Source organism: Desmospora activa DSM 45169, from assembly GCF_003046315.1.
Taxonomy (GTDB): domain Bacteria; phylum Bacillota; class Bacilli; order Thermoactinomycetales; family DSM-45169; genus Desmospora; species Desmospora activa.
The window spans coordinates 452,020-465,602 of record NZ_PZZP01000001.1 but is presented as its reverse complement, the minus strand read 5'-3'; the positions used below and the strand labels follow the sequence as shown (position 1 = coordinate 465,602).

At 49.0% G+C, this 13,583-nt stretch carries 10 protein-coding genes; all 10 read right to left on the bottom strand.

The annotated features are described in order from the left end of the window. Positions 1-26 precede the first annotated feature (26 nt). Complete coding sequence (gene celB, locus C8J48_RS02280; RefSeq protein ID WP_107724756.1) at positions 27-1,364, bottom strand: PTS cellobiose transporter subunit IIC; 1,338 nt, start codon at positions 1,362-1,364, stop codon at positions 27-29. Next, complete coding sequence (locus tag C8J48_RS02275) at positions 1,361-1,681, bottom strand: PTS sugar transporter subunit IIB (protein ID WP_107724755.1); 321 nt, start codon at positions 1,679-1,681, stop codon at positions 1,361-1,363. The genes celB and C8J48_RS02275 overlap by 4 nt, the downstream gene beginning before the upstream one ends. Positions 1,682-1,831: 150 nt before the next feature. Beyond that, entirely contained in the window at positions 1,832-4,495 is a 2,664-nt protein-coding gene (locus C8J48_RS02270; RefSeq protein WP_107724754.1) for a sigma-54-dependent transcriptional regulator, read from the bottom strand. A gap of 238 nt (positions 4,496-4,733) precedes the next feature. Then, positions 4,734-6,200, bottom strand: a complete 1,467-nt coding sequence (locus tag C8J48_RS02265; protein WP_107724753.1) for a sodium:solute symporter family protein — start codon at positions 6,198-6,200, stop codon at positions 4,734-4,736. A 79-nt stretch (positions 6,201-6,279) separates the two neighbouring features. Then, positions 6,280-6,750, bottom strand: a complete 471-nt coding sequence (locus C8J48_RS02260) for a RidA family protein (RefSeq protein ID WP_107724752.1) — start codon at positions 6,748-6,750, stop codon at positions 6,280-6,282. Between the two features lie 25 nt (positions 6,751-6,775). After that, positions 6,776-8,395, bottom strand: a complete 1,620-nt coding sequence (locus tag C8J48_RS02255; RefSeq protein WP_107724751.1) for an N-acyl-D-amino-acid deacylase family protein — start codon at positions 8,393-8,395, stop codon at positions 6,776-6,778. 12 nt (positions 8,396-8,407) lie between these two features. Next, a complete protein-coding gene (locus C8J48_RS02250) occupies positions 8,408-9,499 on the bottom strand; it encodes an alanine racemase (protein ID WP_107724750.1) in 1,092 nt (363 codons plus the stop codon). A 216-nt stretch (positions 9,500-9,715) separates the two neighbouring features. Continuing rightward, positions 9,716-10,360, bottom strand: coding sequence for a helix-turn-helix transcriptional regulator (locus C8J48_RS02240; RefSeq protein WP_107724748.1), 645 nt, complete (start codon positions 10,358-10,360; stop codon positions 9,716-9,718). Between the two features lie 304 nt (positions 10,361-10,664). Beyond that, positions 10,665-11,414: a sirohydrochlorin chelatase gene (locus C8J48_RS02230; protein WP_107724746.1), complete on the bottom strand. Its 750-nt coding sequence runs from the start codon at positions 11,412-11,414 to the stop codon at positions 10,665-10,667. 229 nt (positions 11,415-11,643) lie between these two features. After that, entirely contained in the window at positions 11,644-13,194 is a 1,551-nt protein-coding gene (locus C8J48_RS02225) for an AbgT family transporter (protein WP_425430438.1), read from the bottom strand. Positions 13,195-13,583: the final 389 nt, after the last annotated feature.

The window sequence follows — 13,583 nt, the reverse complement described above, 5'->3', positions numbered from 1 at the left end:
TACACGCACATCAGCACTTTTCGGGCTTATGCTACATGTTGTGTTGATTGGTCCGATTGATTTTCCTCTTGTAATTTTTGCTTATCCCAGATCTTAAAGAATGGATAATAGATCGCGAAAGCGATTACAAAGTTGACCAGTTGTAGGACCATGCCCGATATCTTTCCTGTGGCGAGATAGCCGCTGACAAATAAAGGCGTTGTCCAGGGAACCGCCACGCCGCTCGGCTTAGCCGCTAATCCCGTCGACATGGCAAGATAAGAGACCGCCACTACCGCAGTTGGCGCCAGGATAAACGGGATAATCAAGAGCGGGTTCATCACAATCGGCATCCCAAAGATAACCGGCTCATTAATATTAAACACACCAGGGCCAATCGCAAGACGACCGATATTTTTCAACTGTTTACTCTTGGCCCGTAATACCATCGCAATGACTAAGGCGAGTGTCGTACCCGACCCGCCGATATGAACCCAGAGATCGATAAACTGAGCGGTGACGATATTGGGAAGCTCGGCATTAGGATCAGCTTGAAAAATCCGCCGGTTCTGATCCATCAGGGATAGCCAGATCGGCCCCATCACACCGCCGACAATCGCCGCACCATGCAACCCCGTCGACCATAGCAATTGGATCAGCAACACCGCAATCAACGCCCCTGCCAAACTCCCTCCCAACAGGCTTAAAGGCTGGTGCAACAGCGTCGATACAATTTGGTGATAGCTTTCAAAAGGCGTAATCTCCAGCAGCAAGCGAACCAGCCAAACAACACAGACAACCGCAAAGCCAGGAATCAAGGCGATAAAGGATTTAGCCACTGCCGGTGGAACTCCCTCCGGCAAGCGAATCACAATATTTTTTTCAATGATCTTGCGGTAGATTTCCGTGGAAAGAATGGCCAAAATCAAGGCGACAAACAACCCTTCGCTCCCGACCCACTGAATCGGAATCCCGCCACCGACCATTATCGTTTCATTCGTTCCCTCCGGAGTAAACGTCACCTCGTAAGGGGTAGCCAACAGAAATGCAGCCAATGAAATCGCACCTGCGGACAAGGGTTCCACGTGATATTTTTCCGCCAAACGGTACGCCACACCAAAGCTGACGATCAAGGCCATAATGTCAAAGGTGGCACCCACTGGGTACATCAATTTTTCCAACCACTGTTCACCAAACAAACCGGACATAAAATCGTTATAGCCTGGAATCGGAAGATTGCCGAGAATGAGAAACAACGACCCGATAATGATCATGGGCATCGCCAGGATAATGCCGTCACGGATCGATTGCAGATGTTTTTGTTCTGCCACCCTGCCAGCCACCGGCATCAAATACTTTTCTAACGCCTGAATAAAGCGGTTCACCTTGGATTGGCCCCCTCCCCGATTAATCGCAAGGCAAACTCCAGCACACCCTGACCGTTAATACGCCCATAATCCGCTGGGTTGATCACATCAACGGGAATCCCTCTTTTTTCCCCCTCCTTTTTAAATTGGGGTAGCTTGTAGCGGACCTGTGGCCCCAACAACAACACATCGATCTCATCCAAGTGTTTCTGAGCCTGATCGGCAGATACCGCTTGGATGGTGACATTCACTCCTTTGCTGTCAGCCGCTTCCTTCATTTTGGAAACCAACAGACTAGTAGACATGCCGGCGGCACAAACCAACAAAATATTCATAGTGAATCCCTCCTTTGTTTTCTCCCCCCTTTTAATAAGCAAAGATCATGCCATTGATCGACTGTTCGGAATAATGATTGTTTTGCCGACTAGTGTGTTGCGATCACGATTGTGTGTCCCTACTGTGTTGCTTGTTTTACCAAAAAACATCTAAAGCAGTGTTTCCGTTTGTTGAAAAAAATTAATAATGTAACACACTTCATCATCCTTGATTGTTATCCCGTAGGTTTGCTCCAATGGATGCAACGATAACTTGATTACTTGGTATAACTGCGGATAAGCGCGAATCAGTCGCTCCTTCTCCTGATATGCCGTAGCAGGCTGACCTGACATCAATCGGTCTACCATACAGCTGATGTGAAGGACCACACCCATCAATTCGTAACTGTTGATCTCCCTCTCTAACTGTCGTTCGATGTTGGCGATACTGTGGCGCACATCAGCAACCAGTTGTTCCGCCTTTATGTTGATAAGATGGTTTTGTAACGCTTCCCCCATCTTGATATAGGTCTCCTCCGTATCGATCATCTCCTGGATGCGATAAATGGCTTGCAGGCTGAGCACATCCTCAATGTGAAATTGCGGGATATCCGCAGCGATCGTAAAATGACTGATTACACATAGGAGGCGATAGTTCCTTTTCAACTGTGCCAACACAGCATCTACTTCTTTGGAATCGCCGATATCGATTGGAACGATGTGAACCATTTCCTCCTTAAATCGCAGATAGTTTTCTAGCACCTTTTTTATCGCCAGCGCGCTTCCTTTTCCCGTCAAACAGGCGGTCAGGATCGCCAATGGACGCGTATGCTCCTGCTCATCCCGGTTGACCGTATCGGTTGAATACAGTGGCGCCAGATGAGTGACATCTTCATAAATTTGATCCAATGTATACCCCAACATCGCCTTTCGCGTCGCTTCCAGGACATGAGGGGTACTGGCCGCTGCAATTCCTTTAACGGGTATTTCCATTTCTTTCTCCAGCATTTCGGCAAAGGTGAGCAGAGAACCCATATCGACTAACAACAGCAACCCATTATGGGGACCTGTATTTTGTGCAAACCGTTTCACCCGCTCATACACTTTCATCGGCTCCAGTTGTAGCGGCATATCAATCGCTTTGGCATGATTGGTTCCCAAAAGTTGATTGGTTACATCAGCCATGGCTGTAGCACAACCGGAACCATGCATCAACACCATCACCGCAACTTGATCATGATCATCGGGCAAGCGATCGTCCAATACCAGAAACATCGTCAGATAGCCTGCTTCATCGATCGGCAGATCCAGTTGCCATTTTTCCTCAATCATTTTCATGCAATCCCATGCCACGCTAAATTCCTGCTTATAGGTGGTCCGTATTTTGTTTAACTGGGGATTGACGATCTTTTTTCCGCTTTTTACGCGATTGATCAAGGTATGAAGGTGAAGGGCCATTCCCAGAACGACTTTGCGTGGAAAAGCCTTTTCCAACTGCGTCTCGGCGGTTTGAATGATTTGCTCCGCGAGATCGATCCGTTCCGGATCGATGATTTTACCCAAGTCATCGGAATCAATGCGCCGATGTACTCCTTGAATATACTGGGTAAAGTAATTGTCAATATCGATCTCCATCAACAGTTCCAACTCGTCATCGGCGATTCCCCGTACCTTCAATTCGTTGTATTTTTTTTCGATATTTTCATAGATATTGTTGTGATCGATTTCTTCCGGCTCAAACAAAAGGGTCTCTCGATCAGGATGGAAAATGTAATAACGGTGAATCAGGGTATCGGGCTTTCTTTTGGCGATAAAGAGACCTTCTTTACTCTCTCTGGCAAGGTCGGAACTATTAATCTGGATTTTCTCTTTTTTCATGGTGACATAATCGGCATACGCCCGGGCGCAGAGCAGCTGAATATCGGTTTTTAGCTGGCCGATATTGTGAGGACATGGATAATGCAACAGCGCCCGCAGGGTGTTGGATGAGATATAGATCGCTTTTCCCAACCGGATCGCCTCTTCTTTAAAGAAACGGAAAACGAGATGATGCCGATCTTGACAAGAGCGTTCCCGCAGTGGCGGCAGATGGATGGTCATTGGAATGCGCCGGCGAAAGGTTTGCAACAAGCTGGATTCCGGATTTTCGGTGGTGGCGCATAGAATCATTACATCAGCCCGCTGCTCTGTCTCCGTCTCGCCTAAACGTCGAAATAACCCTTGATCGATAAAGGTAAACAACATCTCCTGCCCTTCGGCAGGGAGGCGGTGAATTTCATCCAACAGTAAGATGCCCTGATCTGCTTGATGGAGTAGTCCTTTTTGTTCCATCGCACCGGTATAAGCCCCTTTTTTCACCCCAAACAATTGCCCCAACAGCAATTGCGGATTATGAGCGTAATCGGCACAGTTAAAAGTTACAAAGGGCGCTCCTTCTTCCAATATTCCCGTTTCTACGCCGTATGTATGAAGGAGCTTGGCAAACATCGATTTGCCTGTGCCAGTTTCCCCAATCAGCAGTACGTGCATTCCGCGGGGAGGGTAAAGAATCGCCGCTTTTCCCTGTTCAATCGCTGTCACCAAGCTTTGGTTTTCCTGTGCAAATTGATCCAAGATCGTCTTTGCGTCCGTTTGTTTTTCATTTTGATCCTTTACCGAAAAAAGAACGGGTCTGCCGCTGCTTTTTTGGATCTTACCCGCTTTCCACAGTTGATTTAAATCACGGCTGACATTGGTCCGATCCAGCTGCAACCTTTTCGCCAATTCTACGGCACTTACCCCTTTTTCAGCAGTAAGCGCTTTCAATTCTTCGTAGATGAGATCGATTCTTTTCATGGTTGAAACCTCTCTATCTTTTTTTGGATCACTGGATAGGGTGTTTGACAAGGGCTATTTACTTTCCTCTTTCCTTAAGCCATTTACTATTCACCAAGCCCAGAAAATCACACCTTGGGAACACTGGTTTAACGAAAAAAGCCACCCGGTTGGACCAGGGGCTGTTTTCCGTGGAAAAGAATTTTCTTTTTCCGATGGTTAGCGGGTTTCGTTACCATTCCCGTATTGTCGGGACATTTCAACTGGCCGACTTTGTCCCGACATCCACCATCGCACGTTCTTTTTCCAATTTTCTTAAAGCCTCTTCTGGTGTGATCCCTTGTCGTGGGGTGATCAAACTGACGAAGATTCCAGCGGCAAAGGCCCCCACCAGGGAGGGAATAATCGGGTTACCCCAAAATTGCAACAAAGAATCATTCACCAGGATGGCAAAGGAAGTGAGAGACCCGCCGAACAGACTGGCGATCGCTCCCTGCCAGGTAGCTCTAGCCCAAAACTTACCCAACAAGGCGGCCACTAACAACCCACTCATCACAGTTGAGATAAATTGAGAAATGTAATCGATGATGCTGGTTGCGCCGACACTAAATATGAAAGCGCACAAGACAGTGGCAAATAACGCAACCCGGGAATAAAAAACCATATTGTCTTGGGAAGGCAGTTTGCCCGTAAAGAGCTGGTAGACATCCCGCAGAAGAATGGTAACCGCCGTGATAGCATCCGAGTCCCCTGAAGACATGGTAGCGCTCAACCCCGCTCCCAAAATGAGGGCTCCAATCCAGAAAGGGAAGATTTCGGTGGCCAGATAGGGGAAGGCGTAGGCACTGTCAAGGCCTGGATTTAATAAGTGGGCTGACATCCCTACGATAGCGGGGAAGAACGAGAAAATGAAAAACAGGATGCCGGAATAGAAAAATCCTTTTTTAACAACATTGGTATTGGCGCTTGAATAGATCCGATGTCGATAAGACGGGGTGGCTAACACTCCGACCGCGATCACCAGCGCCAGGGAGAGAGCAGGGATGACTCCCATCTGTCCCACACCCAGAAAGGAGGTCATCCCCTCGGGCAACTTTTGCGCGAATGCACTGATCCCGCCTATCTTTCCCAAAGTTAAGACCGTAAGAACTACGAATCCGACAAACAAAATGGTTCCCTGGATCACATCAGTGTAGACAACGGCCAGATAGCCGCCGATCAGGGTGTAAATCGCAAATCCAAAAGAGATAATCACTTTTGCCCAGAACAGCTCAATGCCGGTAATCCACGCCAGGTACAAACTTCCACCCAAAATATGTGCTCCCAACCATCCGATAGAGGCGACAAAAAGCAGAATGGAGGTAAATCCTTTCACCCACTTGTTGGCTCCGTAGTAGAAACTGAGCTCTTCCGAGAATGTCATAAAGTTGTATTTGCGCACATCGGCAAACAATCCAATCATCAGGAACATCCCGATGCTGCCGCCAATCCCGTACAGGGCACCGGCCCAACCGTTTTCAAATCCAAACTTAACCGCACCCATACTGGATCCGGTTCCGACCAGGGTAGCAAACGTCGTTCCCAACAGCAGGGGGATGTTCAATCCCCGCCCGCCCAGGAGAAAATCCTCACCGGTATGCACCCGTTTGGAAACCCAGATGCCCACAAAAATCATCAACACAACAAATCCAATAAAAACGATCAAATAATGGTGTGCGTTAGCCATGTTTTCACTCCTTTCGGCATTAACATTTCCAACGTTCCGAAAAAACGAAAAAGGGGAAAGGGAGATTGCATCAACCCTATTAATCCCAGCTGTCGAACTCCACGATCATTTCGATTTCAACAGGGGTGTCAAAAGGAAGTTCATTCATCCCCACGGCAGACCGAGCGTGCCTCCCTTTGTCGCCAAACACTTGCTCCAACAAGTCAGATGCCCCGTTGATCACATAAGGTTGATCAACGAAACCATCAGCACTGTTTACAAAGCCCAAGACCTTGATGATGCGGGTGACCCGGTCCAAGTCATCCAGATACGCTTTGAGAACGGCGATACAATTGATTATGGTTTGACGGGCAGCCTCCTGCCCTTGCTCAATCGTCAGATCTTTCCCCAGCTTTCCCCTATGAATCAACGTCCCGTCTTTTCTGCAATCCTGCCCGGACAAAAACAGGAGATTTCCCGTTTGGGTGATCGGTACGTAGGAGAAGCGGGGTTTTGATACTGGGGGCAGTTGGATATCCAATTCCTTCAGTCGATCTTCAATGGTCGTCATGTCGGTTTCCCTCCAAAAATTCTTTTTAGGCAGGGTCGTTTATGGCGAACAGCGCATGGCTAGCCTTGATCCATTCACCTTCCCGCCTGCGGGAGTGAATGCCGAATTCCATAGTGGTTTTCCCGTTAACAATCACGTGGGAGATTCCTTCTGGATATTGTTTTGGATGTCTATAGGTCGCACAGTCGTTAATCTTTTGTGGATCGAAAACGACGATGTCCGCAATGTAACCGGGTGCCAACAGACCCCTTTTGCCCAATTGGAAGCGTCGGGCTGGAAAGGAAGTCATTTTCTTCACCGCCCCTTCCAGTGTAAGGATCTTCTCCTCCCTCACGTATTTTGAAAAAATCCGGGGAAATGTACCATATAGACGCGGATGCGGTTTCCCGCTTTGACAGTGAAGGCTGTCGGACGCGATCAGGGAGCGTTCGTACCGGATCACTTCTCTGACATCTTTTTCATCCATATGGAAGAAAACGATAGAGACTTGTCCCTTCTCTTCCAGCAGCAGATCCATCATGCAGTCGATGGGGTCTTTGCCTATGGCGTCGCTGATGTCGGCCAGAGTTTTCCCTGCCAAGTGTTGATTGGCTTTCGTATGGAGAGATGACAGGATCACACGATCCCAGCCGGTGGAGAGAACCAAGTTATCCCATTCTTTCATTTCACGACTCAATTCTTCCCGGATCCGCTTCCTTACGCTCGACTCCTTCATCCGTTCCAATGCGGCCTCAATCCCCCCTTCCAGCACCCACGGCGGAAGCAGAGTGGTCAGCATCGTAGAGCCGGCGTCATAAGGATAGACATCGCAAGTAACATCCATCCCCCCAGCCCGTGCGTCTTCAATCAGACTCATCGCATCCATCACCTGACCCCAGTTTCGCTTGCCGGCCGCTTTCAGATGACTGATGTGAAGGGGAACACCGCTTTTTTTGGCAATCCAGATCACTTCCTTCAGGGAGGGAAGCAGATTGTTTCCTTCTCCCCGGATATGGGTGGAAAACAACCCATCGTACTTCGGCAGGACCGAACACAACTCTGCCAATTCTTCCTTGGATGTATAGCTTCCGGGAGCATAGAGCAATCCGATGGACAGGCCGATTGCACCCGCTTTCAACCCTTCTTCGAGGAGCTCTTTCATTTGCCCAATCTCTTTTGAGGTGGCGGGCCGATTGGCAAATCCCATCAATGCAATGCGCAGGGCACCGTGGGCGACATAGGTAGCCAGGTTGCCGGAAGGTCGGTAGCCGTTGACGTAATCCATGTATTGTGCAACGGTTTTCCACGGCCAATCCCAGGCGGTTTTCCCTAAAACCGGTTCTACATAACTTCGCAGCAAATCCCCATGTTGGGTGGATAACGGCGCCGGTGCCAGTCCGCAGTTGCCGATCACTTCCGTGGTCACCCCTTGTTGGAGTTTGATTTCACTATGGGGGTGATCGAGAATCATCAGATCCGAATGGCAATGGCCGTCGATAAATCCAGGGGAAATCACCTGACCGTAGGCATCGATCATTTGCTGAGCTTCTTGTTCCACCCGGCCGATATGGACAATCTTTCCCTCCTGCACCCCGATATCTCCCATAAACCAAGGATTCCCTGTCCCATCGACGATGCGCCCGTTTTTGATAACCAGGTCCAGCATCGGTAACCCTCCTTAGGTCAGATGTCCTCTGGCACTCACTTCCCATTCCACGTTTTCACCGGAGCCGCTCTCCAGGGTAACCCGGTTGTGCAGATTGACCGTACTGCAAATGTGCTTCGGAATGATCCGGATGCGGTCCCCCACTTGAAAAGGATGATCCTTTGTCACCTTCAACATGCCGTGTTCCTCCGTCATCCGCTCGAAAACAATGTCCGGATGACCCACTACGTGGCCAAAACCCGTCAAGTGAAGCGGGGGAGTGTTCGGCTGAATATCGGTAGCAAAAGTTTTGCTCCCCCCGTCGATTACAATCCGATCCTCCGTCGGACGGCTGACGACGGTGACCAGGACGGAAGCGGCACAATCATCAAGGGAGCAGACACCCAACTCTGCCTGCATGCGATCATAAAAAACATAAGTGCCCGGTCTTACTTCGGTTACACCTTTCACCCGTGCAGCATAAGCGGCGGTAGGGGTCGAACCGACACTCACATCCTGGAGGGGAATCCCCCGTTCGCGGATGCGATTCGCCAGGGTAACCGCCATTTCTCCTTCCTCTAACCCCGCACTCTCCAGATCGCGGGTAGGCTCTTCCCGCAGTAGCGCACCGCGGAAAGTATAAATACCCGTCAATTGGAGCGAAGGGAAAGAGTGAATCGCTTCAGCCAAATCGACAGCCTTTTCATAAGGGACACCCGTTCTTTTTAAACCGGTATCCACTTCCAGTCTGACATTTAGCGTTCTTTTAGCAGCTTTTGCCAGCTCCGCTAAGCGACTCGCCCCTTGCCTGCTATCTACTCCTACGGTTAGGCGAGTAGTTTGATTCAGTTTCAAAACCCGTTCAATTTTGGCATCACCGATGACCGGGTAAGCGATAAAGATATCCTGGATTCCGTGCCGGGCCATCACCTCCGCTTCAGACACTTTTGCCGTGGTGATGCCGACAGCACCCCCATCCAGCTGTTTTTTGGCGATTGACGGGATTTTATGGGTTTTGATATGAGGGCGGAGCTTAACCCCGCATTTGTGCACAATTCCGGCCATATCACGGATGTTTCTCTCCATTTTTTTCAGATCGATCATAAGACAAGGGGTTTCCAACATGAGGGATCCTCCCGTGATTAATTTCAAATCATCACTAGTGCCCGTTGCTCAGGTGGTCGGGAATGGATTTCCGCCTTCGCTCCATGCACTCACCAGCACAAGTCTCGCCTTGGTCGCTTTGCTCCCGGATCTCGTTTTGCGTAGCCAGAGTCGCACAGAAGGGAAATCCATCCCTCCCTAAATACAGTCAAAGATACCGGATGGGGTACTAGCGGATCAGTCTAACCCTTTTCTGGCTTCTTCCAGCAGGTTGTATAGGGTGTATTTGGATATTCCAAAAAATTTACAAATCTTGTCACCGGCCTTTTTGACCAGGAACGCTCCTTTTTTGTCGAGAAAACCAATCGCCCTCCGTTTGTCTTCCTTTGTCATCATGGAGACAGGCTTGCCGATTTCCTGTTGGGATTCTTGCAACAGAAAATCGAGAAGCTCGTTTACGTCGGAGACAAACGCTTCCTTGACTTCCTGCTCAAAGAGGTCCCTTGTAAAATAACGGATTGCGTTTTCGGCAGCGAGAAACTCAGACAGGTCGAAATTGATGCAGAGAGCCCCGATCACCTGACCTTCATCGTTTTTGAGGTAGATCGTGGTAGAACGTAACATCTTCCCGTCCTTGGTCTGGGTGACATAATTGTACCGGTCTCCGTCTGTGACGGTGCCCCGGAGAACTTCCAGACCAAGGTTGCTTCCGGGATCACCCACTTTTCGCCCAGTGACGCGTCCGTTTTCAATAGCGACAATCGTACTCTCATATCCCTTGGTTAAATCGTGCAGAACCACCTCACAACGGTCTCCAAATTGAGCGGCAAGCGCCTTAAGCAACGACTTTAAAAAAGGCAGTTCGCTTTGAATGCTGTCCATGACGTTGGCAGTCTCTCCTCAGTTACAAAAAGTTTTTCAGGAATAAAAACTATTTTTTTGATCGCGTTCATTGTAGAATAAATGAAATTGTATGTCAATATGGACAATTCGCGAATAAAGCAAAAACATCAAGCCCACCTGTTTTACAGGCGATCGCTTGATGTTGTCGACAACATTATCCATGGGACTTTCAATATTTTTGAACCGACTCTCACCAGTCCCATCTCTCCGCAATCATTTTGCGATCAGATCCTCCCAAGACTCCGTTAGGTAATTAGCAAAAGGCACTACACCGGAAACTGGCCTATCGCCTTTTGCCAATAACCTCCTCCACCCAGCGGCTGACATCGGGATGCGGGAGGTAGGTCTCCCCGCGATAGCGACAAGGGAGGCCGTTTAATTCTGCGGGTACCACTTTTTCCGTAAAATAGCCCGGGCTTAGAAAAACCGGGGCCACCAAGCAGGTTCGGTGACGGCTTAACCGTTCCGCCTTCTCCCTGACATCCCCTAACCGCAGCATGGCATAATCCGCTTCTGCGAAGGAAAAGCGCTGATTTAAACGGGTCGTTAAAGCGGCCAATCCTTCCTCCCACACCTGCCGGAAGCCTGGTTTCTCGCTGCCGTGAGCGACTAGCAACAACGCTTCCTTCTCCGGTTGTGTCGACAATGCCGCTATGCGCTCCGCTAAAATCGACTCTACCAACTTATGATCATCCATCGCTGTGGTCCATGTGATCGGCACCTGTGGGTTGATCCGTTCCAGTTCCGTCTCGATATGGGATTTCTCAATTACACCGAGGGCATACTGAATTTCTTCTAAATGAGTGCTACCTGAGGAGACAAACAGGGGAACGGCCAAAATCCGTTGGACTCCTTTCCGCTCCAGCTGTCGCACCCCATCGGCGATGCTTCGTCCTTCCACCAATTCCAAATAACCGACGGTAAGCGGATGAGGGCTGTTTACGGCCGCAGCGGCTTCCTCTACCAACTGAACCCAACGTTGACTCCTGGAACCATGGGCAATAACCAGTACACCTGTTTCAGCGGAATGCATTCTGGATCACACCTTGCTTTTAGGAATGCGAGCGAGAATCTTCCCCATTTCAATAGGGGAATAAACACACAAATAACATTCAACATCTACCGTAGGGACTACGGAAAGTTACGCTCGTGGAAAGGACTCACTGGAGACTCGATGAATCGAGAAGCTCTACCACTTTAGTGGTGAGCAGTTCACCATGATCGTCAGCAGCAGGGCCTTGTTTAATAAGGAAAACCCCTTATTACATAAACAGAGGCGCCCCCGGCCCCAAAGGTAAGCCGAGAAAATACCATATGATAAGCAGTACAATCCAAAAGAGGAGAAACAGAAGCGAATAGGGCAACATCAACGAAACAACAGTCCCGATCCCGCTTTTGCGATCATATTTTTGGGCAAAAGCCACAATCAGCGCAAAAAACGGCATCAGCGGCGCAATAATATTGGTTGTGGAGTCCCCGATTCGATAGGCTACCTGCGTCAACTCCGGCGAGTAGCCCAACTGCATAAACATCGGGATAAAAATTGGCGCCATAATGGCCCATTTAGCCGAATCGGCAGCAATAAACAAGTTTATCACAGCGGTTAGCAAGATAAAGGTCACCATTAACGGAATACCGACAAAACCGCTCGCTTGTAAAAACTCCGCTCCCTTGACGGACAACAATGTACCAAGATGGGTATGGTTGAAAAAGGCGACAAATTGCGCCGAAATGAAGATGAGCAGAATAAATCCGGCCATGGAAGCCAACGAATCCGACATCATCCCAGCGGCATCTTTATCGTTTTTAATCACCCCGGTTAAGGCGCCGTATACCAAACCGGGAATTAAAAATACAACCATCATAAACACAATGATGCTCTGAATAAAGGGGGAATTGACCACACTGCCGCCTTCCCCTCGCAAAACCCCATCAGACGGAATAATCGACAGGGCAATGATCAAAACGACTACCAACAGACTGAGATTGGCCCAGCGGAAAGCCCGTTTTTCTCGTTGAGAGATACGCTCGATGTCAGCCGAAATCGGTTCCCGATAGGGCCCTAGCCGCGGTTCAACAATTTTATCGGTCACCCATGTCCCTATGAACACAAGGATAAAGGTTGAAACGATCATAAAATACCAGTTGGCTGTGGGATCCACCACTACATTCGCATTTAAAATCCGCGCCGCCTCTGTCGATATTCCGGCTAGGATCGGATCATTGGTTCCAATGAGTAGGTTGGCAGAATAGCCGCCGGATACACCAGCAAAAGCAGCAGCCATACCCGCCAAAGGATGGCGCTTAAATCCTAAAAAAATAATGGCTCCCAGGGGAACCAGCACAACATAACCCACGGATGCTGCGATATTGGACATGATACCCATCAGGACGACCGTAGGGGTCACCAGCCGTTTGGGCGCTTTAATTACAATCCGTTTTAACAGCATCGCCAGGTACCCGCTGCGTTCCGCCACCCCCACTCCAATCATGGCCACCAGAACCGGTCCCAGCGCGACAAAGGTGGTAAAGTTCTCCACGATGCTGGTCACCATATAGCGGATACCGTCGGGGACGAGTAAACTTTCCACTGATACGGTTTGTGTTTCCGTCTTCATCGTTTCGGGATTAATTCCTTCAAATTGGACCGTTACTCCCATCAACGCGAACAAATGCGATAACAGAATAACCAGCAGTGTTAAAAGGGCAAATATGGTTACCGGATGGGGAAGCCGATTGCCCACTCTTTCCACTGCGGATAGCCCCCGCAATAAAAGCCCTTTATCCTTCTGTTGTTTGTCCAAAGTCGCCACTTCCTGACAGGTAATTTTGGTTTCGATACAACTAGCGAAATCATTATATCAACGAAGGCCCCACAAGCACTTCCTTTAATGGATGAGGGGGTTAGCTTGTATTGGTAGAATTAGCTCAACATTAGTATACCCACTTCAGTAAGGAAATGCGAACGAGAATTCTCCCCATTTCAATAGGGCAGATGAAAGTGGATGTCGGACGAAGGGGGGCTAACCTCCTCGTCCGACTCCCCTCTATAATTCCAATACAATATCGGAAAACTATGTTTTTGTCAATTTGACAGTTTTCCTCGAAAAAAAAGGCGTCAACACCTGTGAACCATCTAGGTGTTGACGCCTTTTTTCCGAGTACTTCAACAAAGGTTGTTCGGGCAATCGAGAGTGGATTT